This is a genomic window from Mycobacteroides sp. PCS013, from assembly GCF_049532645.1.
GTDB classification, from domain to species: Bacteria; Actinomycetota; Actinomycetes; order Mycobacteriales; family Mycobacteriaceae; genus Mycobacterium; species Mycobacterium gwanakae.
This window is the reverse complement of record NZ_CP150131.1, coordinates 3,690,625-3,715,845: the sequence shown is the minus strand read 5'-3', so window position 1 is coordinate 3,715,845 and position 25,221 is coordinate 3,690,625. Positions and strand designations below refer to the sequence as shown.

Annotated in this window: 19 protein-coding genes; 8 read left to right on the top strand and 11 right to left on the bottom strand. The window is 65.2% G+C overall.

Going from position 1 to position 25,221, the window contains the following annotated elements:
* Nucleotides 1-8 precede the first annotated feature (8 nt).
* From RHO23_RS18465 to RHO23_RS18450, 4 genes are all read right to left on the bottom strand, one after another.
* On the bottom strand, nt 9-2,288 hold the full coding sequence (locus RHO23_RS18465; protein WP_423488148.1) for an alkaline phosphatase family protein: 2,280 nt from the start codon (nt 2,286-2,288) through the stop codon (nt 9-11).
* Between the two features lie 207 nt (nt 2,289-2,495).
* Complete coding sequence (locus RHO23_RS18460; RefSeq protein WP_423488147.1) at nt 2,496-2,951, bottom strand: nucleotide triphosphate diphosphatase NUDT15; 456 nt, start codon at nt 2,949-2,951, stop codon at nt 2,496-2,498.
* Between the two features lie 106 nt (nt 2,952-3,057).
* The gene (locus RHO23_RS18455; protein ID WP_206193556.1) at nt 3,058-3,552 is read right to left on the bottom strand and encodes a GNAT family N-acetyltransferase; all 495 of its coding nucleotides are present in this window, start codon (nt 3,550-3,552) and stop codon (nt 3,058-3,060) included.
* A gap of 160 nt (nt 3,553-3,712) precedes the next feature.
* On the bottom strand, nt 3,713-6,220 hold the full coding sequence (locus RHO23_RS18450; protein WP_423488146.1) for an arylsulfatase: 2,508 nt from the start codon (nt 6,218-6,220) through the stop codon (nt 3,713-3,715).
* A gap of 348 nt (nt 6,221-6,568) precedes the next feature.
* Here RHO23_RS18450 and RHO23_RS18445 point away from each other — a divergent pair, with 348 nt between their 5' ends.
* Complete coding sequence (locus RHO23_RS18445) at nt 6,569-6,781, top strand: CsbD family protein (protein WP_423488145.1); 213 nt, start codon at nt 6,569-6,571, stop codon at nt 6,779-6,781.
* 25 nt (nt 6,782-6,806) lie between these two features.
* Here the strand turns inward: RHO23_RS18445 and RHO23_RS18440 are convergent, their stop codons facing one another.
* The gene (locus tag RHO23_RS18440) at nt 6,807-7,610 is read right to left on the bottom strand and encodes a transglutaminase-like domain-containing protein (RefSeq protein ID WP_030097202.1); all 804 of its coding nucleotides are present in this window, start codon (nt 7,608-7,610) and stop codon (nt 6,807-6,809) included.
* A gap of 130 nt (nt 7,611-7,740) precedes the next feature.
* Nucleotides 7,741-8,634: a formylglycine-generating enzyme family protein gene (locus RHO23_RS18435; protein ID WP_423488144.1), complete on the bottom strand. Its 894-nt coding sequence runs from the start codon at nt 8,632-8,634 to the stop codon at nt 7,741-7,743.
* 162 nt (nt 8,635-8,796) lie between these two features.
* Between RHO23_RS18435 and RHO23_RS18430 the strand changes: the two genes are divergently transcribed.
* Entirely contained in the window at nt 8,797-9,366 is a 570-nt protein-coding gene (locus RHO23_RS18430; RefSeq protein ID WP_423488143.1) for a WhiB family transcriptional regulator, read from the top strand.
* Nucleotides 9,367-9,482: 116 nt separating this feature from the next.
* Nucleotides 9,483-9,896 (top strand): MmpS family transport accessory protein, encoded by a 414-nt coding sequence (locus RHO23_RS18425; protein WP_030097200.1) that lies wholly within the window; start codon nt 9,483-9,485, stop codon nt 9,894-9,896.
* On the opposite strand, the gene RHO23_RS18420 is transcribed toward RHO23_RS18425, so the two are convergent.
* Nucleotides 9,886-10,785 carry an alpha/beta fold hydrolase gene (locus RHO23_RS18420; protein ID WP_030097199.1) on the bottom strand — a complete coding sequence of 300 codons (900 nt, stop codon included), beginning with the start codon at nt 10,783-10,785 and terminating at the stop codon, nt 9,886-9,888. The genes RHO23_RS18425 and RHO23_RS18420 overlap by 11 nt on opposite strands.
* Nucleotides 10,786-10,808: 23 nt before the next feature.
* Here RHO23_RS18420 and RHO23_RS18415 point away from each other — a divergent pair, with 23 nt between their 5' ends.
* The 5 genes from RHO23_RS18415 (at nt 10,809) to RHO23_RS18395 (ending at nt 16,129) form a co-directional block, all read left to right on the top strand.
* Nucleotides 10,809-11,516, top strand: coding sequence for a L,D-transpeptidase family protein (locus RHO23_RS18415; RefSeq protein ID WP_078284845.1), 708 nt, complete (start codon nt 10,809-10,811; stop codon nt 11,514-11,516).
* A 43-nt stretch (nt 11,517-11,559) separates the two neighbouring features.
* Nucleotides 11,560-12,240: a L,D-transpeptidase family protein gene (locus RHO23_RS18410; protein ID WP_109394504.1), complete on the top strand. Its 681-nt coding sequence runs from the start codon at nt 11,560-11,562 to the stop codon at nt 12,238-12,240.
* A 52-nt stretch (nt 12,241-12,292) separates the two neighbouring features.
* On the top strand, nt 12,293-12,862 hold the full coding sequence (gene dcd, locus RHO23_RS18405) for a dCTP deaminase (protein WP_030097194.1): 570 nt from the start codon (nt 12,293-12,295) through the stop codon (nt 12,860-12,862).
* 116 nt (nt 12,863-12,978) lie between these two features.
* Nucleotides 12,979-14,691 (top strand): DUF7159 family protein, encoded by a 1,713-nt coding sequence (locus RHO23_RS18400; RefSeq protein WP_264920453.1) that lies wholly within the window; start codon nt 12,979-12,981, stop codon nt 14,689-14,691.
* Between the two features lie 97 nt (nt 14,692-14,788).
* Entirely contained in the window at nt 14,789-16,129 is a 1,341-nt protein-coding gene (locus tag RHO23_RS18395) for a UDP-glucose dehydrogenase family protein (RefSeq protein WP_057965435.1), read from the top strand.
* An 81-nt stretch (nt 16,130-16,210) separates the two neighbouring features.
* Here the strand turns inward: RHO23_RS18395 and RHO23_RS18390 are convergent, their stop codons facing one another.
* The 4 genes from RHO23_RS18390 to RHO23_RS18375 form a co-directional block, all read right to left on the bottom strand.
* Nucleotides 16,211-17,521 carry a pyridoxal phosphate-dependent aminotransferase gene (locus tag RHO23_RS18390; protein ID WP_423489254.1) on the bottom strand — a complete coding sequence of 437 codons (1,311 nt, stop codon included), beginning with the start codon at nt 17,519-17,521 and terminating at the stop codon, nt 16,211-16,213.
* Between the two features lie 7 nt (nt 17,522-17,528).
* Nucleotides 17,529-20,597 carry a (Fe-S)-binding protein gene (locus tag RHO23_RS18385; RefSeq protein WP_423488142.1) on the bottom strand — a complete coding sequence of 1,023 codons (3,069 nt, stop codon included), beginning with the start codon at nt 20,595-20,597 and terminating at the stop codon, nt 17,529-17,531.
* 162 nt (nt 20,598-20,759) lie between these two features.
* Complete coding sequence (iniR, locus tag RHO23_RS18380; RefSeq protein WP_423489253.1) at nt 20,760-23,156, bottom strand: isoniazid response ATPase/transcriptional regulator IniR; 2,397 nt, start codon at nt 23,154-23,156, stop codon at nt 20,760-20,762.
* 74 nt (nt 23,157-23,230) lie between these two features.
* Complete coding sequence (locus RHO23_RS18375) at nt 23,231-25,078, bottom strand: Hsp70 family protein (protein ID WP_070915749.1); 1,848 nt, start codon at nt 25,076-25,078, stop codon at nt 23,231-23,233.
* Nucleotides 25,079-25,221: the final 143 nt, after the last annotated feature.

Here is a 25,221-nt window from a genome sequence, read left to right as displayed (position 1 = left end):
CAACTAGGTCAGAGGGCCGGCAGCACCTGCTGGGGCAGGCTGCGGTCGTTGTCACCGGGCGCAGCGTCGACGACTCCCGCGCCAGTGAGACGGTTGACCACCGTGACGACCGTGTTGGTCACCGCCGTGAGTCCCTGGTTGAAGGCCCCCAATGCCCAACTCGTGGCGCTGGCGAGTTGCGAGAACACGGGCACTCCGGAGGAGCCCACCGCGTCAAGCTGCTGCCGTACCCCGTTGACACCATCGACGATTCCGTCGAGCAGTGGGCCAGCGGGAAGGCTGATCACCGAACGGATTCCGAGCCGCAGCCGGGTGAGCAGGTCTGGATAGTGGTTGGCGTTGACCATGTCGCTGATTGCCGTCTTGCGATTGGTTGGCGTGCTGGCGTGGTCGACGAGTGACCGCAGGTCGGTGCCGTCGGAGTCGGGAAGCGACGGCACTCCGAGTAGTCCCAGGGCGGTCGGAGTGATGTCGTCAATTCCGAACGACGGGTTGATCTGGCCGGGTGTGAAGCCTGGGCCGCGGGCGATCACAAAGGTGGATGTCTCGTTCGGAGACTGGAATCCATGCCCGACACCCAACTCTGGACGGTGTCCGTGATCGGTGACCACCAGCACCGTCCACTTCTCGCCGGTCGCCGCTTCCCGGGCCCGGACCGCGTCCATGATGGTGCCGACGTTGGTATCTGTGCGTTCAAGTGCGCCGATGTACTGCTGAGATCCACCGCCGTAGAGGTGGCCGGCATGGTCCACCTGGTCCAGATGGGTGAAGAGAAAGTCGGGGCCGTCGTTCTGGATTGACTTGGCGACGTTGGCCGAGGTCTGCGCATCGAGTTGGCTTTCGGAATCGTCACCGGCGATAGCGGGTGTGCGGACAACCTGGTCGGCGCCGATACCTCCCCGCGCAATCTTTTCCAGCACGTTCCAGTCAGCTATCGATGCAGTCTTGAGTTCCGGTTTGGCCCTTTCAATCTGGGTGTAGACGGAAGGGAATCGGGTGAAGTCGTTGGTGATGCCGTTGTTGGTTACGCCGTGTTTGGTGTCCCATACGCCGGTCAGGATCGTCGTCCATGAGTCCGCGGAGATGGTGGTATGCCCGGCGATACTTGACACGCCAGTGGTTCCCTCTTGCATCAACTCGTGGAAGTTGGGTGTCTGCGCATCAAGAATCTTGCTCATGTTGGTGCCGTCAACACCGATCACCAGCACCTTGTTCACGGGTTCCTGGGTCACGGTATCGCCGGCGCTCTCCCCGCGCTTACGGGTGTTGACAGAGGTCGACGTGACGGAGCTGGTTCCACCGGTGGGCGCCGGTGGATTGACTGGCACCGGAACCGGCGCGGGCGCCGGTGGTGCAAGCGGGGCGACCGGCGCGGGGAGGGCAGGTGCCAGCGCCGTGGAGACGGAAGTCGTTGGCGCTAAGGCTATGGGCGCCAGCGCTGCTTCGGCTGTGGCCGACTGGCGTCGTGGCAGCTCGACTGTTGCCAGGTGCTTTGGTGCGACCGTATCGGTGAGGGTTGCTGTCGGCGCGCGTCGAGTGATGCTGACAGTAGAGGTGACCTTGTTGGCCAGCTCGCTATCGGCTGCGGTGTGAAGTGGTGCAGTGACGGCAGGCTCCGTGCTTCGGGCGGACGTCCTTTTGCCCGCCTGTTGCGTCTGTGCGTTGGGGGCGCCAGCGGCGGCGGGAAGTGCTTCCGGCTCGGAGGTCTTGGTCCGAGAAACTTGCGCCTCAGGTGCTTTCGGGTCGCCGACCGTCGTGTCGTGACCTGACAGAGTCTGCGCGGGCGCCTTGGAGCCGTCGACCGGTTTGGTCGCGGTGGTTGCCTCGCGAGCGGTTTCGGACGCCGTCGTCTGGCTGGCATCCGTGTGTGGTTCGCGGCTGGCGCTGGATGCGCCTGCGGTACTTGGTTTCGTGCTGGTGAGAGTGTTGGTCCGCGACGGGGCACTGGGGGATTTCTGCTGCGCCGTGGCGGAGCTGCCAGGGCTTGCTGTGCTGGACGAATCTGCTGCGTCGTGCGAATTGTGAAGGGTGACGGAGCGTTGTGATTCCTTGGAGGACTTGGTGTTGACGGAATCTGTGGCTGTGGAGGTCCCGGCGGGAGCAGTGGACTCACCCGAAGACGTCGCGCCCGAGCTGGATTTCGCTCCACTGGCCGACTCTGCCCCATGAGCTCCGGGGCCGTCGCCGGACGGCGCGGCCTGCGCCGCACTCGCGCCCACCAGGCATCCCGCCGTAATCAGCAGCGCTCCAGCGCCCGTCCGCAATAGCAATGTGCCCAAATCGACCACCGGATACTCCAAACCACTCGGAAATCAAGAAGCTGCGCAATCGGATCACGGAAGTAGATAGCGACGATCGAACAAATGAGGGGAGTGGGTTTGGACGTTAAACGAAGTCGCGGTGAAGATTTGGCTGTATGGGCGACGGGATACCTACTGCCGTAGTCCCGCAGCTTGAATTCGTGGTGAGTTTAATCAGCCTGTACTTTGGCGCCGTCATGCATACGGGCTGGCGGCCAACACCTCGCGTAGACGCGCGTAGGTGGGCGAGGCCAGTAGATCAGCCCATACGTCGAATAGTGGTGTGGGCAGGCCTTCTTCCAGTGCACACCAACGCTGTTCAACGAATTTGTCAGGTTCCATGCAGATCGGTTCGCCGGATTCCCAACGCGAAACAACCCACACCGTCAGAGAACACAAACCTTCAGCATGGACAGTTGTCGTGGCGCCGACGGCATGCGCATCGGTGGCTCGCATGCCGGTTTCCTCCCAGACCTCGCGCATCGCTGCCGATTCCGGACTCTCACCCCGCTCGATCCAGCCACCTGGCACCGACCAGGTGTCTGCGCCGTGGGCGCCACGGCGCCGCCCCATCAGAAACCGGCCGTCCTTCACCACGAAGCAGCCCACACCGGGGTGCGGCCGATCGCAGATGTCAGGTTCGCGCATCATCTGGATCTCCTTTGGTCTGATGGATGCCTTCCTCCACCGTGCTTCGTCTCATAAGTCTGGGAAAGGGCAATTAGGACAACCGATTTTGATGCAATGAGACTCGCCGTTAGCTGGGCTGAGGTGTGAAGGTCATCCGCATGGCGGGGTGGTCGACCTCGGTAAAACCCAATGATTCGTAGAGTCGGCGCCCCGCTGGAACGGCCATCAGCTCGGCCCGTGCAGCGCCTTGGCCCTGCGCCCAGTCGAGCACCGCTTTGAACACCATCCGTGCATATCCGTGACCGCGCACCGTCGGCAAGGTGCAGACGTTACTGATCGATACCTCGCAACCGTCTGGCACTGTCGGCGACGGAATCAGATCCCTAATCACACCTATTGCACCGGAAACGACTTCGCCGTCCAGCTCGACCACAAACACGCCCACGTGTGGACTGTCCAGCTGTCTGGCGAACCAGCGCGCGGCGGCAACTTGCCAACCCGAGGACTCTGGCAGACCCATGGCCGAAAACATGGATTCCCTCAGCTGCACCAGCGCGGGGATATCCGCCAGCTCTGCCCGCCGCTCAACCACCGTCCTCGCGAACTTCTCCGGTCGGTGCACGAGGACTCCTCACCTTGATAGCGCTACGTCCGCTGACAAATGTCGTCGCGAGGGGACTTCAACGCAAGCGCATTATCGGCGAATGGAGCCACCGGGCTCGGACCGACCAGCTTCCCGATGGTCAGCCCGGGCCCGGCGGCATTTCACCCCGCGTGCGAGCTCAGTCCCGCGCGAAAGCGGCCCGCGCTTCCTGCTCCAGGTCAACGAAGGTTTCCTCGCTGACATCGATCGCGACACCCTTGATGGTGCCTCCCGTGAACGTCCCGGGGTGGGTGTACAACTGCGAAACATTGTCTCCGCTGTCGTAACCGATACACAACCCATCGCCGGAAAGGGTGAAGTTACCCAGCTGCGTCCGCATCGGACCGGTCGCGGCCAGCTTTCCGTCCACGTAAAGGTTTGTTGTGCCCAGGGATTCGCCGTACTTGCCCTTGTCGTGGCGGACGAACTCCATACCGAGTGTCCGCTTACCGGGAATCAGCGGAGGTGAGATGAACACCTGCTCCGGCTTGATGCCGAGGAAGTTGTAGACGTAGTGCAGCTTGCCGTCCCTGATGAACAGGGCGTGCCCTCCGAAGCGTGAGCCGTGCGCGAAGATCACGCCCTGCGCATCCTTGGTGGTGTCAACATCGGCGATGATCTTGTACGACCGGCCGCGGATACTGACCGCCACAGCCTCGGGCACGGGTGCTGTACCGGGGTAGTAGATGTAACGGTTGCGCTTAGGCTCGGCCGAGGGCCGCTCGATCGTCAGTAGCTCGGTGGCCGACCGGTCATCGAGGGGCAGCACGAAGTTCTTGTCTGCTTCGTCGAACCAGGCCGCGATCAGACCCTTGAGCTTGTCAGGATGCTGGTCGGCCAGATTCTTTGACTCGGAACGGTCTTCGTCGACGTGATACAGCTCCCACTTGTCCTGGTCGAAATGGCCCTTGCCGCTGATCGGTGCGTGCAGGGCCGACGCCTTCCAGCCGTCCTCCCAGATTCCGCGGGTGCCCAGCATTGCGTAGTACTGCCGCTTCTTGGTGGTGGGAGCGTCCGCCTTCTCGAAGCTGTACCGCATCGACACCCCGTTCACGGGGTACTGCTTGACGCCGCGATAGGTCTCGGGCATCTGCAGGCCCGTTACGTCGAGGATGGTCGGCACGATATCGGTGACGTGGTGGTACTGGTGGCGCACCTGACCCTTGTCCTTGATGCCCTTGGGCCAGTGGATCACCAGTGGGTCGCACGTGCCGCCGGAGAACTGCGAGTAGCGCTTGAACATCTGGAACGGCGTGGAGAAAGCCACCGCCCATCCCGTGGGGTAATGGTTGTAGGTATCGGGGCTGCCCAGTGTGTCCAGATATTTCATGTTCTCCGACAGCTCATCGGGATAGCCGTTGAAGAATTTGTTCTCGTTCACCGAGCCGTTCGGAGAGCCCTCGCCCGAGGCGCCATTGTCCGCGCAGTAGAACACGATGGTGTTGTCCAGCTGGCCAGTCTGTTCGAGGTAGTCGATAACCCTTCCGACCTGAGCGTCGGTGTACTCGGAGAACCCGGCATACACCTCGGCCATTCGCGAGAAGAGGCGCTTCTCGTCGGCATTCAAGGTGTTCCACGGGCGCACAGAGTCCGCCTCGTTGGCGACCTCTGCGGGCATCGGGTTCAGCGGCGTGAGTTTGGTGTCCTTGGGGAGGACGCCCTTCTCGACCATGCGGGCCAGCACCCATTCGCGGTAGGCCTCGTAGCCGTCGTCGAACTTGCCCTTGTACTTTTCGGTGTACTCGGCGGGGCTGTGATGCGGTGCGTGGTTGGCGCCGGGGCAGTACCACAGATACCAGGGCTTGGACGGGTTGGTGGCGCGCTGGTCGCGCAGCATCCGAAGTGCTTGGTCGGCAAGGTCTTTGGATAGGTGATAGCCGTCTTCAGGGGTGGACGGTGGCTCGATGAACCGGTTGTCCTCGACCAGGTCGGGGTACCAGTTGTTGGTCTCCCCACCCAAGAACCCGTAGAAGCGGTCGAAGCCCTTCTGTAGTGGCCACTCGGACCGGCTGCCCCCACCGGCGATGTCTTCGACGGGCACGTTGTGATTTTTGCCGACCCAGAAGGTGCTGTATCCATTGTCCTGCAGCACCTGCCCGATGGTGGCGCACTCCGCGGGCAGCCGTCCCGCGGCACCGGGGAATCCATTGGAGGCCTCGGTGATCGATGCCGAACGGTTCACATGATGATTGCGGCCGGTCAACAGGCAGGACCGCGTCGGTGAACACAGCGCGGTGGTGTGCCACTGCGAGTACCGCAGCCCGTTATCGGCGAGGCGCTGCATGACGGGCATATTGATACGTCCGCCGAATGGCGACCAGGCCGCCAGCCCGGTGTCGTCGTACAACACCACCAGGATGTTGGGTGCACCTTCCGGCGCGCGCTTCAATTCGTACGGAGTCCAGTCGGGTGTCGAGTCGCGCACGTCGAGGGCGATCTTCCCGTGGAAGTCCTCATTGGTGGGCCCGGTTCCCGGGGTACCGGCACCTGTCGCGTGATCGGTGCCCTCGAACCCCTTGATCGCGGCGGTCGCCGCGGCGGCACCGACACCGGCGGCCGCGATACCGCCCAGAATCGAACGCCGCGAGAGGCCTCCGCGTTTGTTGTCCTCGGTGGGTTTGGCGTTGCCCCCGTTATCGGGTTCCATGGGTAGTCCTTTCGGAGCGAAGAATCTGGGTCTGCAGTGGCGTCACCGCGGCGCTATTCATCAACGTGATTCATTGTGTCTCGCCAAGATCCGGAAACGGAGGGTGATCGCGAAGATGGGCGTGAATATATGAATAGACATGCTCACACCGACGCTAATGGCGGCGGCCAGGGTGAGCATCACCCTTTTCGGGTGATTCTTCGGGGCAGCGCGGTGAAAGGAACCCATCACGGCGGCGGAATCCGTGGGTACTGTCGAAGATGGCGTTGACGATAACTGCCGGAGATCGATGTGATGAACCTTCCACTAGTGCTTGGCGCGGGTGGAATACAGAAAGGTTTGAAACACATGGGAATTGCTGACGACGCAAAGAACACGGCCGAGGATCTCAAGGGCCGCGCCAAAGAAGCCGTTGGAGCCGCGACGGGTGACGAGGATCTGAAGGCAGAAGGCCAGCTCGATCAGGGGATCGCCGCGGTCAAGCAGAAGCTGACCGACGCCGCGGACAAGCTCAAGGAAGGCGTGGACGCGGTCAAGGACAAGTTGACCGGGAACTCCTAGCCGTCGTCAGCTCATCTCCCTGTGGTCATCGCAGGGAGATGAGCTGATCGACATGATCCTGAGGTAACTCACCGTCGACCACGGCGGAGACGTACGTTCCGTTCAGCACGATCTGCCCGCCGTGGTTGTCGAGGAACGCCGTGTCGGCGGCGTCGCGCCCGGTGGTGATGCGCACCATTGTTTGTCGCGGGGCCAGGCAGGTGGCGTCCACCACGCGCCAGCGATTGTCGACGACGGCCTCGGCTACGGCGTGAAAATCCATCGGGTCACAGCCAGGCGCGTACACCGCGACCAGCCGGGCGGGCACCTTGACGGCGCGAAGCAACGCCACCACCAGGTGCGCGTAGTCGCGGCAGACGCCGGCGGCCGCCAGCAGGGTATCGACGGCACCATCGATCGGATCGCTGGATCCCGGTGAATACGTCAACCGTGAGCCGACCCAGGATGAGACTTTCTCCAGCAGAACCGCGGGTTCGGTGTGTTCACCGAATTCGGTTGCCGCGAAACCGTAAAACTTGTCGGCTTCGGCGTAGCGGCTCGGGCGTAAGTAGGTCGACAAATCCGCGGCCTCGACCGGAACTTCGTCCGCTTGTCCGAGAATGGTTGCCTCATAAGTGACTTGGAGGTTGCCCTGCCCGACGTAGAGCCGATGGATACGGTTGCCGTGCTCGCCGGCGACCTCCTGGGCCTCGACCGGTTGTCCATTCAGCTCCAGCGACATGGTTTCCGTCACTTCGGCACCGGGAAGCGGCGACACAGCGACCTGGAACTCCAAGGTTGACGGTGCCAAGATGTCTACGTCGAGTTGGGCTCGAACATCACGTTTCATACAGTTCCTCCGACAAGTCAATACCGCCACGTGCGTTGCCGTAGCGCGGGATCAGTCTGACATCGGAACCATGTACGCGCTTGTTGTCGCCATCATGGGCGCGCCGGTGGGCATGGTCACCGGGCGGGAATCATGACCGGCTCTGCACGCAGCGAAACCCGATGTGGGTGGTCGCGCTGTCCTGTGACTGAGGCGAGCGCGCCGCCGGCCGATAGCGATGGCAGTACTCGGGCGCGCAGAGATGCGAGCCACCCTTGAGGGCCTGTATCACCGAGGGGTCAGGATTCTCGGAAGGACTGCAGCACGAGGTGGGCGCCTCGGCGCCCGGTTCGAAGCGCGTGGACGTCCATTCCCACACATTGCCGATCGTGTCCAGAAGGCCAAAGTCATTGGGCGGGAAGGTGCCGACGGGGGAGGTGCCGTGCCAGCCCAGTGCGCCGTCGCTGCGGTACGGGAACCTGCCCTGCCAGGTATTGGCCATCAGTTGTCCCCCGGGTGACACTTCGTCGCCCCAGGCGTAGATCGTGGAGGTGCCACCGCGCGCGGCGTACTCCCACTCGGCCTCGGTGGGCAGCCGCCTGCCCGCCCAGCGTGCGTAGGCCGTCGCATCGGTGTAGGCGACCTGCACAACGGGATGATCTGGGGCGCCGTCGATATCGCTGCCCGGCCCGAATGGCCGCCGCCAGCAAGCGCCGGGAACCCAGTCCCACCACTGTTGCCAGTCGTGCAGGTTCACCGGTCCGCTGGTAGCCCGGAACACCATCGCGCCGGGGACCAGATCGTCGGGGGACGCGCCCGGGTACAGCGCCGGGTCGGGCGCCTTCTCGGCCACCGTGACGTAACCGGTCTCGGTGACGAAATCGGCGAACTGAGCATTGGTGACCGGGTGGCGCTCGATGGCGAAAGCATCGACCGACGCGGTGCGCTCCGGCCGTTCCTCGGGGTAAAAGGTGTTGCAGCCCATGAAAAATGGGCCGCCCGGCAATTCCACCAACTCAGTCAGCGGCCTATTGACTCGATCCACCGGCGAGTCCTCCTTCTCAAGACGTCGCAGATGGCCGACCCTACCCACTGGGCCTATGTCACTTTCCGCGCCCGTCGTTATCGCATGCGCCGGAAGATCACCCGAAAAGGGTGATGGCACCGAGCCGGTCGCTTCCTATTGTCGCAGGGGTGAAGGTCGGAGATGTCCGACCGCGCTGGGCCCTGCTCAGAGATCGGGCCTCAACCAGCTGGTGGTCCGGACGCGGCAACCGTTGATTGCCCGGCGTATCGAAAACGAAAGCTGGTTATGCAATCACCACCGCCAGATATCCATTATGCGCATTGGCAGATGTACGGCCGATGTCGGCACGCCTCCGTGGACCCGGAGCTGTTCTTCCCATGCGATCGCGAGCTCAGATCCGTGCGCCGTATGCGCGAACAACAGGCCAAAAGCATCTGCCGTCGATGCCCCGTTGCGGCCGTCTGTCTGACCTACGCGTTGCAGACACGCCAGCCCTACGGGATTTGGGGTGGTGCCACGGAAATCGAACGCCGGCGTGAACAGCGCCCCAAGCCGGCACCCGTGATGACCCCCGAACGCGCGCAGCTCGCGGCGGGATACCAAGCCGGCGCCAGTATCCGCGACCTGGCTACGGCCTCCGGAGCCCCGTACTCGGCGGTGAGGAGAATCCTTCTTGCTGCCGGGGTCACTCTGCGCCCCTGTTGCGGGGCCGGTCCTCAAGTCGCCCCGCCTCATGGTTCGGACGCTTGACGGTTTGCTGACGTAGTCGGGCGGAAACCCCTGGATCGCGGCCTCAGCTGACGCCCAGAAAATCCCTGTAGCCTGCCTAACGATCTGTAAACCTAACTGACATCTCGAGGTGTTCCATGACCGTCCGTCAACTACTTGCCGCGTCTGCCGTGGCTTCAGCCTGCGCGCTTAGCTTCCCGGCGGCGGCACACGCGGATGACAAGACGGTGACCTACGAAGTCACGTCGTCCAGTGCGACCACGGCGAACGTGCAGTACTGGGACGGCACCGAGATGCAGCCCGCCGACGGCGTCACCTTGCCCTGGAAGGTCGACGCGCCCGTCGGCGATCTGTCTCGTGGCGCCAAGACGCCCAACCACGCGGAGATCAAGGCCGATTGGCGTTCCACCGCGACCCCAGACGCGGCGGTGACGGTGCGCATCTACCTGAACGACAAGGTGGTGTGCCAGAGCACCACCGGCACCGGAGAGGCCGACTGTAACTACGCGACCTTCTCCTCGTACCTGGATACGGCCCCGCCTAAGGCGTGACCCGGTCGATGTGTGCGAGAAAGTGCGTGAGCACCGCCTCGGGCGCCTCGATCTGTGGCCAATGGCCGATGTTGTCGTCGAGCAGCACCACATCCGGGTCGTGAATGACCTCGAGGTAGCGCTCGGCCATGTGCAACCCGGAGTTCGGGTCGATCGGTCCGTCGATCATCCGCATCGGCACGGCGGTTTCGCGCATGGCCCGCACCCATCGACTCCGGTTGTCATAGCGGTCGTTGATGAATCGGCCCACCTGATGGGTGACGCGCGCGCCGTCGTTGTACTCCAACACCTGCTGGAACAAAGACAGCAGCCGTGGCGACGGTTTGGTGTCCGGGCCGAACATCTCGCTGACGGCGGCATCCAGGATCCGGCGCGATAGCGGCGTGCCCTGGAACCGGCTCACCAAGTCGCCCAACGGTGTTCGAGACATCAAGGTCTGGGCGATACGGGGCCGGTAGGCCTCGATGAAGAGCCCGCCGTTGAGCCAGGTGACCGAGTCGATGGGCACCCGGCCGCGCGACTGCTCGTCGAACTCGAAGCGCGCCAACAACTCCTGGCCGACTGAGTTCCCCAGATCATGGGTGAGCAGGTGAATCCGCTCGATGCCCAAATAGGACAGCAGCGCCTCGTGCATATCGGCGTGATCGAGAACCGAATACCCGTACTGAACGGGTTTGTCGGAGAAGCCCATCCCGATCATGTCCGGCGCGATGACCGTGAACCGCTGCACCAGCGTGGGCCAGATCAGTGCCCAATCCCACGAGTTGAAGGGATAACCGTGCACGAGTAACAGGGGAGGCCCACTGCCCTCAACGCGGTAGAAGATGTCGAAACCCAGGTAATCGAAGTAATGCCCGGCGGCTTTCCATTCTTCAAGCTCGGCGTCCATGGCCGAACTATACCGATCGGTCCGTGGCGCAACCGTGTCCCAACCTTGAAGGATTCGAGAACAACATCAGCGAGGATGGTCTCGTGTTCCGTCTTGTGACGCTGCTGTGTGCGGCCATACTCGCCCTGGCTACCTCAACATCTGCGGCCGCGGAACCCTTCGTGCCGTGGTTCGCCCAGTCCGTCGGCAACGCGACCCAGGTGGTCGCGGTCAACGGCGCGGGCGGCTCGAAAGCCAAGATCGATGTGTTCCAGCGCAGCGGCAACGAATGGAAGGCCGTATCCACCGGGATTCCCGCTCACGTGGGCTCGGCCGGATTCATCGACAAGGCACGCGAAGGAGCCTCGGCCACCCCCAACGGCGTCTACTCACTGGACTGGGCCTTTGGTACCGCACCGCCGCCCCCGAGCGGCCTGCGTTACCTCCAGATCGGACCCAACGACTGGTGGGACGGTGATAGCAACAGCCCCACGTACAACACGCATCAGCAGTGCGCCAAGGCCGAGTGCCCGTTCAACACCGCGCAGAGCGAGAACCTCCCGATCCCGCAGTACAAACACGCCATCGTCATGGGGGTAAACAAGGACCGGGTTCCCGGCGGTGGTTCGGCCTTCTTCGTGCACAGCACCGACGGCGGACCGACCGCGGGCTGTGTCTCCCTCGACGACGGGATGCTCGTGCAGTTGATCGGCTGGCTGCGGCCCGGTGCGGTCATTGCCATTAAGGGTTAGTTACTAACAGGCGGTTTTCAGGTTTGACCCGCACCATGGATAAGTGCGCCCGATCCGCCTGCTGCCGCTGAGCGTTGTGCTGCTGGCCGGCGCGTGCGGCACCGCCCCCGAGGCGCATCCGGTCGCTGTCGTTCCGGCGGCCGCAGCCCAGGCCACACCGCCGCCGTGGTTTGCCGAATCTGTCGGTACCGCAACACAAGTGGTATCGGTCCAGGGGACTGGTGGCGCCAAGGCCGTCATCGGCATCTGGCAGCGCTCGGGCAATGCTTGGGAACCGATCGAACAGAACGTGCCCTCCGATGTCGGTGCGACCGGATTCGCGGACACCGCCAGCGACGACAATCCGGCGACCCCCACCGGTGTCTTCAGTTTGGACTACGCCTTTGGCACCGAACCATCGGTGGCGCACGGCCTGAACTATCTGCAGGTGGATGCCGATGACTGGTGGGACGGCGATCCCGCCAGTCCGGGGTACAACTCTCACCAACGGTGCGCGCAATCCGCTTGCCCGTTCGACACCTCGCTGAGTGAAGAGCTGGACGGATACCCCCGCGCGATCGTCATGGGCGTCAACAAATCACGCACACCCGGCGGTGGGTCGGCATTCTTCGTGCACGCCTCCGACGGTGGGCCCTCGGCCGGATGCGTGACACTCGACGATGCCGCGCTGGTACGACTCATCGGCTGGCTGCGGCCGGGAGCTGTCATCGCCATCAAGGGGTAGCCGCATCCGCCCGAGCCCCTGCGTACCGGCAGCTCCTCGGTAGGCTCGTCGCGTGCTGCTGTCCGATCGCGATATTCGCGCCGAGCTCGACGCTGGGCGTCTTGGTATCGAGCCCCTTGATCCAGCCCTCATCCAGCCGTCGAGCATCGATGTTCGGCTCGACAGCCTGTTCCGGGTGTTCAACAACACCCGCTACACGCATATCGACCCCAAACAACGCCAAGACGAGCTGACCAGCCTCGTAGAGCCGGACGAGGGTGAGCCGTTTGTGCTGCATCCCGGCGAGTTCGTGCTCGGGTCCACGCTGGAGGTCTGCTCGCTGCCCGACGACCTCGCCGGACGGTTGGAGGGAAAGTCCTCGTTGGGGCGCCTGGGCCTGTTGACCCACTCCACCGCCGGATTCATTGACCCCGGCTTTTCCGGGCACATCACCCTGGAACTTTCGAACGTCGCCAACCTCCCCATCACGTTGTGGCCGGGCATGAAGATCGGGCAGCTGTGTCTGCTGCGCCTGACATCGCCGGCCGAGCACCCGTACGGAAGTGCCGGGGTAGGGTCGAAGTACCAGGGGCAGCGCGGTCCGACCCCGTCGCGCTCCTACCAGAACTTCATCAACCCCTAGCTGGGGTAACGGGGAAACGCGCCGCACCGATACACAATCGGCAACAACTCGAACTTTTTGACGGCCTCGGCGCGTTTGTTCGGGTGACCGTCTCGATATGTAGCGGAGGATCTGACGTGGACGTCGTACTTGGTGTCTCGATGACACCGACGACTGCCCGGCTGGTGTTGGTCGAGGGCGCGGGCGCCGACGGCAGGATCGTCGACACCGACACCATCATCGTTTCCGACGGCGAAGGCACCGCCTCCGAACAGGTTCTTTCCGCGATCGTCGGCACCCGCGACGGCATGCTCGACGGCGGCCATCACCTGGTGTCCACCGGCGTGGTGTGGAGCGATCACGCCGAAGCCGCCGCGCTGCGCGATTCCCTGGCCAGCCGCGGGATCGACGGCGTCGAATTCTTCTCTGCCCTGCACGCCGGAGGCGCGCTGGCCAAGGCTGCCAGCAATGTCACCGGGTACGACAAGTCGGCGCTGCTGGTGATCGAGCCGGAGAACGCGACGCTGGCGGTGGTCGACTCCGCCGACGGATCGATCGTCGGCCTGGCCAGCGAGCCGCTCATCACCGGCGTCACCCCCGGGGTATTGGCGAACCTGGTGAACCCGCTCAAGGGCCACGACAACGCGCCCGACGGGGTGTTCCTGCTGGGCCTGGGCACTGATGTCTCCGATCTGACCGACCCACTGGGCGAGGCGATCGCCCTGCCGGTGAACTCGCCGGACCAGCCCGAGCTGGCACTGGCCCGCGGCGCCGCGCTGGCCTCGGCGCAAGAACCGGATTTTGAGGCCAGCACCGCGCTGCTGGGACAGGCCTACTCACTCGAGGGACCCACGGGCGCGGGCTTCGCGCACCCCGACGCTGTCACCGAAAGTGCCGGCGAGTTCGGGGACGCCAAGACCGAGCTGAGCGAATACGAGGACACCGATGACCAGCCCGCCGAACGCAAGCCATTCTTGCTGGTGGGGGCGCCGCTGCTGCTGGTCTTTGGCATCTGCTCGATAGCGCTGGCCGTATCGCTGACCGTGACGGTGCGTTCCACAGTGGACCAGGGCCCGACCTCACCGGACCGCGCGGTGGTGCAGAACCCCGTCCAGAACCCGTTGCCGCCCGAGGCGCCCAAACAAGCCCCGCCGCCGGTGGCCGAGGCACCGGCACCTGTGGCCCCCGCGCCGGTGCAGCAAGTGGTTGCACCGCAGCGCAACCCCGCACCGGCGGCAGCCAAGCCCGCCGCCCCTGCACCCGTACAGCCTGCACCTGTACAGCCCGCACCCCAGGCCCCGGCACCCGCGCCAGAGGCGCCCCCGCCACCGGCAGCACCAGCCCCCGAGGAACCCGCGCCGGTAGCACCCCCACCGGCCATCGTGCCGGTGCCGATTCCGTTGTTCCCGCCCGTATGGGAGCAGCCGCGGCGCCAAGAGAATCCGTGGTGGGCACCCCCGCGTAACCGGCCCACCTATACGCCGCCGGAGTACACCCCGACGTGGACACCGCCCGCTCAGACGCAGCAGCCGCCCATCATCTCGATTCCGGGCCTGCCTCCCATTGGCGGTGGAAACTCCGACGGCGGGTCCCGTGGCGGCTCACGCGGTGGTTCCGACAGCGGATCCGGTCGCGGTAGTTGGGGCGACGGCGGCTCGCGCGGCGGCTCCGATAATGGGTCCTCACGTGGCGGCTGGGGGGATCAAGGCGTGTCTCGCGGTGGATGGGGCGACAGTGGCAGTTCTCGTGGCGGGTGGGGCGACAGCGGCGGCTCCCACGGAGGTGGATCGGGCGGCGGATCCGGCGGCGGCTCCAACTCGGGTTTTCCCTGGCAGTTTGGCGGCCATTAATCCGTAATTCACAGTGCTTTTCGCCGTACATCCGGCGTTAGGACACCGATGGTGCGGCGTATCCAGGTTGCTAACCCTGGAGGCCTATATAGGCAGTATGAGATGCACCGTTTTCGGAACCGGATACCTCGGCGCCACCCATGCAGCCTGCATGGCCGAGCTTGGCCACGAGGTGCTCGGCATTGACATCGACCCAGGTAAGGTCGCCAAACTCTCTGGCGGCGACATCCCGTTCTACGAGCCCGGCCTTCGAAAGATCTTGCAGAGCAACATCGCATCGGGTCGGCTGCGTTTCACCACCAGCTATGCCGAGGCTGCGGAATTCGCCGATGTGCATTTTCTGGGCGTCGGTACGCCGCAGAAGAAGGGTGAATACGGCGCGGACCTGAGTCACGTCCACTCGGTGATCGACACCCTGGTTCCGCTGCTGACCCAGTCGGCGGTCATCATCGGCAAGTCGACCGTCCCGGTGGGCACCGCACGCGAACTTGGTCAGCGGGCAGCCGGATTCGCGGCCGAAGGCGTTGACGTCGAGGTGGCCTGGAACCCCGAGTTCCTGCGCGAAGGCTATGCCGTCAAGGACACCCTGCACCCGGATCGCATCGTGCTCGGGGTGCAGCAGAATTCGGACCGTGCCGAGAAGCTGGTCCGCGAACTGTACGGACCGATCCTCGACGAGGAAGTTCCCTTCCTGGTGACCGATCTGGAAACTGCCGAACTGGTGAAGGTTTCGGCCAACGCATTCCTGGCGACCAAGATCTCGTTCATCAACGCCATCTCCGAGGTGTGCGAGGCGGTGGGTGCCGACGTGACCACACTGGCCGATGCGCTGGGGTACGACCCGCGCATCGGGCGGCGATTCCTCAATGCGGGCTTGGGTTTCGGCGGCGGATGCCTGCCCAAGGACATCCGGGCCTTCATGGCCCGCGCGGGTGAGCTGGGCGCCAGCCACGCCCTGACCTTCCTGCGTGAGGTCGACAGCATCAACATGCGCCGGCGCACCCGGATGGTGGAGCTTGCCACCAAGGCCTGCGGCGGATCGCTGCTGGGCGCCAACATCGCGGTACTGGGTGCGGCCTTCAAGCCTGAGTCCGATGATGTCCGCGACTCGCCCGCGCTCAATGTCGCGGGGCTGCTGCAGCTCAATGGCGCCGCGGTCAACGTGTATGACCCCAAGGCCCTGGAGAATTCGCGCCGCCTGTTCCCGACGCTGAACTACGCCACCTCGGTAGTGGAGGCGGCCGATCGTGCCGACGCCGTGCTGCTGCTCACCGAATGGCAGGAGTTCGTCGACTTCGACCCGGACGAGCTGGCCAAGGTTGTGCGCACCAAAGTCATTGTGGACGGTCGCAATTGCCTGGACGCCGCGAAATGGGTCAACGCCGGATGGCGGGTGTTCTGCCTGGGCAAGCGCGTGGAAGAACTAGCCCACGCCTGATAGCGCCGACACGCCGTCTTGCGGCGGTTCTGTCTCGCATATGTTCGCCACGAGCGGGCGTGTCGACGGCAGGGGGTGCGCTTACTGGCGGTAGCTCACCAGGAAGTTACCCAGCCGCTCGATAGCGACCGCAAGGTCGCGGGCCCACGGCAGCGTGACGATCCGAAGATGATCGGGCTCAGGCCAATTGAAGCCCGTGCCTTGCGTGAGCAGGATCTTCTCGTTGAGCAGCAGATCCAGGACCAGCTGGTCGTCATCGTGGATCTCGTGCACCTCGGGGTCCAGCCGCGGGAAGGCGTACAGCGCACCCTTCGGCTTCACGCAGGAGACGCCGGGAATCTCGTTGAGCTTGGTCCACGCCACATCGCGTTGCTCCAGGAGCCGACCGCCCGGCAGCACCAGGTCGTCGATGCTTTGATGCCCGCCGAGGGCAACCTGAATCGCATGCTGCGCAGGAACATTCGGGCACAGACGCATATTGGCCAGCAGGTTGACGCCTTCCAGCAGGCTGGCGGCGTGATCCTTGGGGCCGGTGATGGCCAGCCATGCCGATCGGTAGCCTGCCACCCGGTAGGCCTTGGACAGGCCATTGAAGGTGAAACACAACAGGTCCGGGGCCAGCGATGCCACGCTGATGTGCTCGGCGTCGTCGTAGAGGATCTTGTCGTAGATCTCGTCGGCCAGCAGCAGCAGTTGATGCTTGCGCGCCAGTTCCACCATCTTGGTGAGGATTTCGCGCGTGTACACCGCGCCGGTGGGGTTGTTCGGATTGATGATGACCAGAGCCTTGGTGCGCTCGGTGATCTTGGATTCCAGATCCTCGATATCCGGCATCCAGCCGTTGGTCTCGTCGCACAGGTAATGCACCGCGGTGCCGCCGGCCAGCGAGGTCGCGGCGGTCCACAGCGGATAGTCGGGCGCGGGGATGAGCACCTGATCGCCGTTGTCGAGCAGCGCCTGGGTGGTCATGGTGATGAGCTCGGATACCCCGTTGCCCAGGTAGACGTCGTCCACGTCCAGGTACGGGAATCCCTCGACCAGTTCGTAGCGAGTCACCACCGCGCGCCGCGCGGGCAGGATGCCCTTGGAATCGGAGTACCCCTGCGCATAGGGCAGCGCCTGGATGATGTCGCGCATGATGACATCGGGCGCCTCGAAACCGAACGGTGCCGGGTTGCCGATATTGAGCTTGAGGATGCGGTGCCCCTCGGCCTCCAGCCGGGCGGCGTGAGCGTGTACCGGACCCCTGATTTCGTACAGGACGTCTTGCAGCTTGGTGGACTGAGCAAAGACCCGTTGATGCTGCCGCGGGGAAAGACCGGGCACGCGCGCGGGCACGTCAGTCGGCAAGTTATCGGTACTCACGGTCTCAATGGTGGCATTGCTGTCCAGCCAATATCTAATTTCGGCGGCCTGGACGGCGTGCTCCCGGGGCCATACCCAGGCCCTTCACCGGTGGTTCCGGGGCCGTGCGGGCCTCGGCGGTCTCTTCCACAGCCTCTTCCGCAGGCTGGGCTTCGGCCGGTGCGGCAGGTTCCGGCGTGGCCGCGGGCTGCTCAGGTTCTGCTGCGGGAGTAGCCGCGGCAGGGGCCGCTTTCTTGGCGCCGGGACGCCGTGCACCGGCGGCAATGCCGAGACCCTTGACGGGAGGCTCTGGAGCTGCGGGAGCTGCCGGTGTTGCGGGCGCGGAAGGTGCCTCTGCCTCTGACTCAGCTTCAGGCTCGGGCGTCGGTGCGGGCGCAGACGCTGCTGGGGCAGCGGCGGGGGCCGCCTTCTTGGCTCCGGGGCGCTTGGCCCCGGTCGCCATGCCCAGACCCTTGACGGGCGGCACGGGGGTGGCGGGTGCTGCCGGTGCTGCTGCCTCCGGCTCGGAGGCCACCGGAGCCGCCTCGGCAGCAGGGGCCGGGGTCCCCTTTTTGGCGCCCGGACGTTTGGCGCCGGTTGCCATGCCCAGACCCTTGACCGGTGGTGCGGCCGCGGCGGGCGCTGCGGGTGCGGCCGGTGCTTCGGTAGCGGCTTCGGCGGCCGGGGCGGCGGCCTTCTTGGCTCCGGGGCGCTTGGCGCCACCCGCCATGCCCAATCCCTTGACGGGTGCGGCGGGTGCAGCCGGTGCTTCGGTAGCGGCTTCGGCGGCGGGAGCCGCGGCTTTCTTGGCTCCGGGGCGCTTGGCCCCGCCCGCCATGCCCAGACCCGTGATGGGCTTGGCATCGGCCGCAGGCGCTGCCGCTGTGGCCTCCGCTGCCGGTGCTTCCTCTTCGGCGACAACAGGTTCGGGCTCCGCGGCCTGGGTGGCGGCCTTCTCGGCCGCCGCGGCAGCGGCAGTGCCCTTGGCGGGCAATGCCTTCCGGACGTCATCGGTACGGCCCACGGATTCGAGCAGCAACTGCGCGACGTCGACGACCTCTACGGCAGCGGAATCGTCGCGGGCGGTCACACCGTCGGTCAGCATCACGCGGCAGAACGGGCAGCCCGTCGCGATCTTGGATGCAGGTGTGGCAAGGGCCTCGTCGACGCGGTCGATATTGATGCGCTTACCCAGCTGCTCTTCCATCCACATGCGGGCGCCACCGGCGCCACAGCACATGGAACGCTCTCCGTGCCTGGGCATTTCGGTGAGTGCGGCACCCGAGGCGCCGATCAGCTCACGCGGCGCGGTGTACACCTTGTTGTGACGGCCCAGGTAGCACGGGTCGTGGTAGGTGACGTCTTGTGAAACCGGTGCGACGGGAACCAGCTTCTTATCGCGCACCAGGCGGTTCAGCAGCTGCGTGTGGTGCACCACCTGGTAGTCACCACCGACCTGTGGGTATTCGTTGCCGAGTGCGTTGAAGCAGTGCGCGCAGGTCACCACGATCTTGCGCTGCTTGTGCTCCACGCCCTCGAACACCGAATTGAGCAGCTCGATGTTCTGCATGGCCAGCTGCTGGAACAGGAACTCGTTACCGGCGCGGCGGGCGGAGTCACCCGTGCAGGTCTCGTCGGCGCCCAGCACCAGGAACTTGGTTCCGGCGAGCGCGAGCAGCTCGGCGACGGCCTTGGTGGTCTTCTTCGCGCGGTCCTCGTAGGCACCCGCGCAACCCACCCAGAACAGGTACTCGAAGTCGGCGAAGCTGTCCACGTCCTGGCCGAACACCGGGACGTCGAAGTCGACCTCTTCGATCCAGTTGAGACGATCCTTGGAGTTCTGGCCCCAGGGGTTGCCCTTGTTCTCCAGGTTCTTGAACAGGCCCGCGAGCTCTCCGGGGAACTCCGATTCGATGAGCACCTGGTAGCGGCGCATGTCGATGATGTGGTCGACGTGCTCGATGTCGACGGGGCACTGTTCGACGCAGGCACCACAGGTGGTGCAGCTCCACAGCACCTCGTGGTCGATGACGGCACCCTCGCCGCCGACCAGCTGACGCTCGCCCTCGGCGACCTCGGCCTCACTCAGCTTGGACTTGTCCTCACCGGCCAGCAGGTAGGGCGCCTTGGCGTAGGTGTGGTCGCGCAGCGAGGTGATCAGCAGCTTGGGGGACAGCGGCTTACCGGTGTTCCAGGCGGGGCACTGGCTCTGGCAGCGACCGCACTCGGTGCACGTCGTGATGTCCAGCAGGTCTTTCCAGCTGAAGTCCTCGACCTTGCCGGCGCCGAAGGCGTCGACGTCCGGATCGGCGCTCTCCATTTCCAGGACCTTGCCGCCGGACATCATCGGCTTGGCCGCGCCCAGCGCGACGCTGCCGTCTGCGTTGCGCTTGAAGTAGATGTTGAAGAAGGCTGCGAACCGGTGCCAGGCCACACCCCAGACGAGGTTGCGGCCGACGAGGAGTAGGAACAGACCGCCGAAGAACATGACGGAGAGTGAGAAAGCCGACACCAATAGTGGACTCTCCGGCAGCAGTTTCGCCAACTGCGAGCTGACCGGATCCGAGTATGGGTTGGTGTGGTGGTAGGTCGCGATCTTGGCGGACTTCACCAGCAGCATGCCGAGGCCCTCGCTGAGCACGACCATTTCGATGGTGTACGCCGCGATGAAGTTGGAGCCCCCGAAGCGCGACAGCCGCTCGGGCTTGCGTGGATGGTTGAGCTGCCGGATCACGATCATCGTGACAATGCCGATGATCGTGCCGACACCTAGGAACTCGATCCAGAGTTCCCACGCAAAACTGGCGCCGAAGAAAGGCCAGTGGAATTCGGGGTTGAAGGTCTGGCCGTACGACTCGAAGTAGTGCAGGAAGCCGCCCAGGAAGCCCACCATTACCAGCCAGTGCGCCCAGCCCACGGTGCGGAACTTGTTCATCCGGGTGTGCGCGACGACCTCGACGATCACCGTCTTGACGCGCGGGACGATCGGACGCCAGCGCGTGCCGTCCGGCTGCCCCGAGAGGATGACGCGGAGCATCTTCACGACGCCACCGAAGAACGAGCCCCAGGCGATCAGGCTGTAGGTGACGCCGATGATTCCGAGAATGAGCGTCGCGGTACTCACGGTGGTGCTGACCTCCCGGTCCCGAGAAGTTACTCGTCAGTAACAAGTGTAATGTTACTCGCGGGTAACTTGTGTCCGATGCGAGGTCATCGTCGCATTGACTGAGTCGAAAGTCCTAGTCAGGCTTACCTAACCCGCCGTACAGGGTGAACTTTGTCGCATTTATGGGGTCAAGATCGACCGCAACATCGAGAACATGTCGGAGCGCGATTCCGCCCCGAGGCGACGGCGAATACGGGCGACGTGATGCTCGACGGTCTTCGCCGAAATGAACAGCTGCGCACCGATATCGCGATAGGGAAGGCCGCGTAGCAGCAGCTCGGCGACCTCGCGCTCGCGATCCGACAGACGCGTGGATGTTGGCGAGTCGCCGGCCGAGGACGGCGCCGCAGCCGGGTCGGGACCGTCAGTATTGGCCGACGGCGTCCGCAGATCGCGGGCCAGCGCGAGCATCGCGGCGGCCACCTTCGGGTCGTTCGCGTGCAGCGCGGCCTGGCTGGCCAAGCGGGTCGCATCCCAGCCGAGGCCGGTATCGGCCAGCATCCGCGCGGCGCCATCGACCTCGGCGCCGTCCACCTGGTTGGCGAGCACCCGCAGCCACGTGCGCCCGGCCGTCGCCAGGGTGCGCGCATACGGGCTGACTCCCGCGGCCGCGGCGAGCGCCTGCCCGTGCGGGGCGAGATTCTCCGGAGAGTTGGTCAGGATCGCGGCATGCACGCCTGCCCATCGCAAGGGTGCAGACCAGGCGATGGGATCGCCGAGCTGCGCCAGAATCGCGAATGCACGGTCGACATGATGCGTGACGGCATCGAGGGTGCGCAGCCGTGCCGCCGCCACCCACAGCTCGCCAACCGGAAGCAATGTGTAGAGGTCGATCGAATACGCCGACAACGCATCCATAGCGGCCTGCCAGTGCTGGCGTAGCGGACCGGTGTCGCCGTGGCGCCGGGCGATGCCGGTCCGTAGCGATTCGGCGAACAGGCGATCGCGCCGGGAGAGCTCGGCGTCGGCCTCAGGCAGCCATTGCGCGGCGCCGGTCAGATCACCGGACAGCATGGCAATCCAGGCGGCGAGCAGGCGATGCCGCACCGCGAACACGTCGTGGGGCAGGTCGGTACGGATCGCCCCGGCGAGAACGCCGCGGGCCCGCGCCGTCTCGCCGCTGTGCAGCATGGTCAACGCAGCCAGGGCGACGATGCTGTCCGGGGTGAAGGAAGACGTCGACGGCTGCTGCGTGACGGCCTGACCGAGCATGGACAGCGCCTCGTGGCCACGGCCCTCAACCGACGCGATGACCCCCTGGGCGGCATTGCGCGTCGCGGTGGCCGATGTCGTAGGGGGCGCTCCCACGTTGTCTTCCAAGACTTTCCGTGCATTCGTCAACTGTCCGACACCCACGAAAACCGGCGCAGCGGACAGGGCCGTCAGGCCGTCCAGGCCGGTACCCAGCCAGTCGTACAACGCGACCGCCTGACCGGAGTCCCCGTTGTGGCACGCGATGGCCGCCGCGATACGTACGGCAGCCGCGCGATGTCCTGGATCGGTGGCGTTAAGCACCTCATCGGCCTGGGTGGCCGCCGCGGTCAGATCACCCGCGCGCGCCAGCGACTCGGCCAGCGGCACCCTGATCGGGCCCGGCTCGGCGCCCGCGGTCAGCGCGGCGCGGTACAGATCCGCCGCGGTGACGGGGTCGGATTCGGTTGCGGCCCACTCGGCGAGCAGTCCGGCGATCTGCGTATCACGCAATCCGTGGGCTACCAGGGCCAGAGCCAGGTCGGTGGACACCGAACCGATGTCGAGCTGCGTGCGCAACAGCGATCGTTCGAGATCGAGGTGCCGCGCCGCTCCCAGCAGTCGTGTGGCGCAGCCGTGCACTCTGGCCGCGAAGGCGATCTGACCAGGGGAGGGCACCAGCCCGCTTCCCAGAGCCTCGTCGACCAGATCCTCGGCGTCGGAAAGTGCAAGCGCCGCAGCGATATCTGAGGCCCCGATGCCGGGGTCCAGGGACATCAGCAGCACGGCGGCCTGGGCCGACGGCGAGAGGCGGCGCAGTTGTTCGTCGATGCGGGAATCGATCGCACGCAGTGCGGATTCGAGTGAATCCGCGCCGTCCAGGCGATCGACGGCCGCCGCCACCAGAGCCAGCACTCCGCCGGTGGCGGTCGCGATCTCATCGGCGAAGGCTGCTGAGCGAGCCGAAAGCCTGGCGATATCACCCTTGTCGACGGGACCGAGCGCGATGGTGGGTGATTCGCGCTCCAAGGCCTGAAACAGTGCACGTAGCGCAGGCTGGCGCCGGGGTGTCGCGGCCACCACCACGATGGCCGTCGGATCGTTCTCCACGACGGCACGCAGGGTATCGAGCTGTGGGCCGCTGAGCGAGTCGGCGTCGTCGATGACGAATGGGCCCAAGCCTTTTCCGGTCGTTGTCTCCGGGACATGGTTGACCGGCGCAGAGCCCGTGGTGCTCAGGACATCTCGAACCCGCGCCAGAATCGACGTCTTTCCGCTACCGGCGGTGCCGCTGATGAGCACCTTCGCCGCGCCGCCCGCGGACAGCGCCTGCGTGATAGTCGTTACCGCCGAGGCGATTCCATCGAATGTCCCGGAGGTTCCGCTTTCCCGAGGGGCGCTCAGTTGCGCGGACCGATCGGGATCGGCGGCAACCCCGGGATCGTGATCATGGGGCGCGACGTGGACGTGGAGGGCGGCTGCGTGGTTGTTGTCGGCGGCTGAGTGGTCGTCGTGGTTGGTGGTGTCGTTGTGGTGGTCGGCGGGGTGGTAGTTGTCGTGGTCGTCGTTGTGGTGGTGGTTGTTGTCGTGGTTGTCGGAGGTGTGGTTGTCGTCGTCGGTGGAGGCGGCGGAGGAGGCTCCGGCGAGGGCGGCGGCGGTTGCACCGACTGCGTCACGGTGTGGGTCTGCGGTGGTGGCGGAGGTTCGGGCGACGGGGGCGGCTCGGCCGGGGCATCGCCTGTGCTCGGCACCACGCTCACGCTCGGTGTGGTTGGGGCGGGGGCCGGCGACTCATTGCTGGTCAGTGACACCATCATTCCGGTGAAGGCGATGCCGGCCACCGCCGCCGCAGCGATGAACCACACCAGCGGCCGGCGGTACCACGGCAGCGGCGGGTAGTCGTCGTAATCGTCGTCGGCCGCATACGGTTCGTGGCTGAACTGAAGCTCGGGACGGGCGGTGGTGGGTTCGGCCGGACCCTGGTACTCGTCGTCGAGGTCGACGGTGTATCCGGTGCTGTATCCGCTCTGGTAGCCGGTCTCTTGCAGCGGAGCCAGGTCGGGGGCCGAATCATCTTGGGACCAAGCCAATTCCGGTGCATCGTTGGCGGCCGCAGCCACCGGAGCGGCAAAGGTTCCGGTGCCGGTGGGCGCCGGGCGCATCATGGTGGCATCGCCCGGCGGTTGCTCGACCGGCCGCATCGCGGTGGCATCTTGCGGCGGCAGGTCGGGCCGGGTGGCCAGCAAGGCCACGCCCTGGGCGGCCGCAAGCTGTGGCTGGGGTCCGGTGATGACCGGTACTCGCATCCGCTCGGAAAGTTGTTGGGTGACAAGAGGAATGTTGGCACCACCACCCACCGAGGCGACCGCGTTGATGTTCGCCGGATGAATACCGTTGCGTTCCACGGTGTCCTGAATGGCGTTGATCAAGCTGGAGAGCGGGCCGCGCAGATGGTCTTCGAGTTCGGCGCGGGTGAGCCGAACGTCGGTGGTGATGCCGGGAAGCGCCACCGGCACCGAGGTCGCGGTCTCGCCGGAGAGCCGCTCCTTGGCCAACCTGCACTGATCGCGCAGTCTGGTCAGCGCGCCGACCGATGTGGTGCCCTCGGGATCCTGGTTCAGGTCGGTGAGGACCTGCGTCAGGAGCATTTGGTCAATCTGCTGGCCGGAGAACTCGACGAACCGGACGGTCTGCCCGATCTGCTGGAATCCCCGGGCCGCATCGGCCAGGGTGATGCTGGTACCCGAGCCGCCGAGATCGCACACCACCACGACACCGCGGTCGGGCACTCCCGGTCCCGTGGCCAGCGACTCCAGGGCAGCGCGCGCATCGGGGATCAACTTGAGCTGCCGGCCGCCCGGAGCGAGGGCGGGAACGCGGTCGATCGCGTCCCGGAGCGTGGCGACGGTCTGCGGGCTCCAATGCGCGGGAATTGATGCGGACAGTGCAGGAGGCGCGGTGAATTCGGCAGCGGAGGCTGCGTCGGCGATCAGCACGCGCATGGCCTCGGTGAGTGCCCATTCGGCCCGGTGAACCGATCCGTCCGCCGCCACGATGCCGACGGGGTCGCCGACTCTGCCGACGAATCCGGTGAGCGTCAAACCTGGATGGCTCGGTACTCCAACCTCGGGCGGACCGTCCTCATGCAGGGTGAGGATCGAACTGCGCACCACGGGTTGGCTCTGCGAGTCGTCGGCTGTCGCGACCAGTTGAGTGGCGCCGATCGACAGTCCCAGTGCGTTGGCCATACCTATCCGTTCGTTTTGCGGCGCTGTGGCGTTTCACCCCGCAGCCCAACAGTAGGGGATGACGGTCGTCACACCCCCTAATGACGACATATCCCCTAACGCGCGTCCCCCAATGGGCACTGGTGGGAAACGGGTCGCGCCCC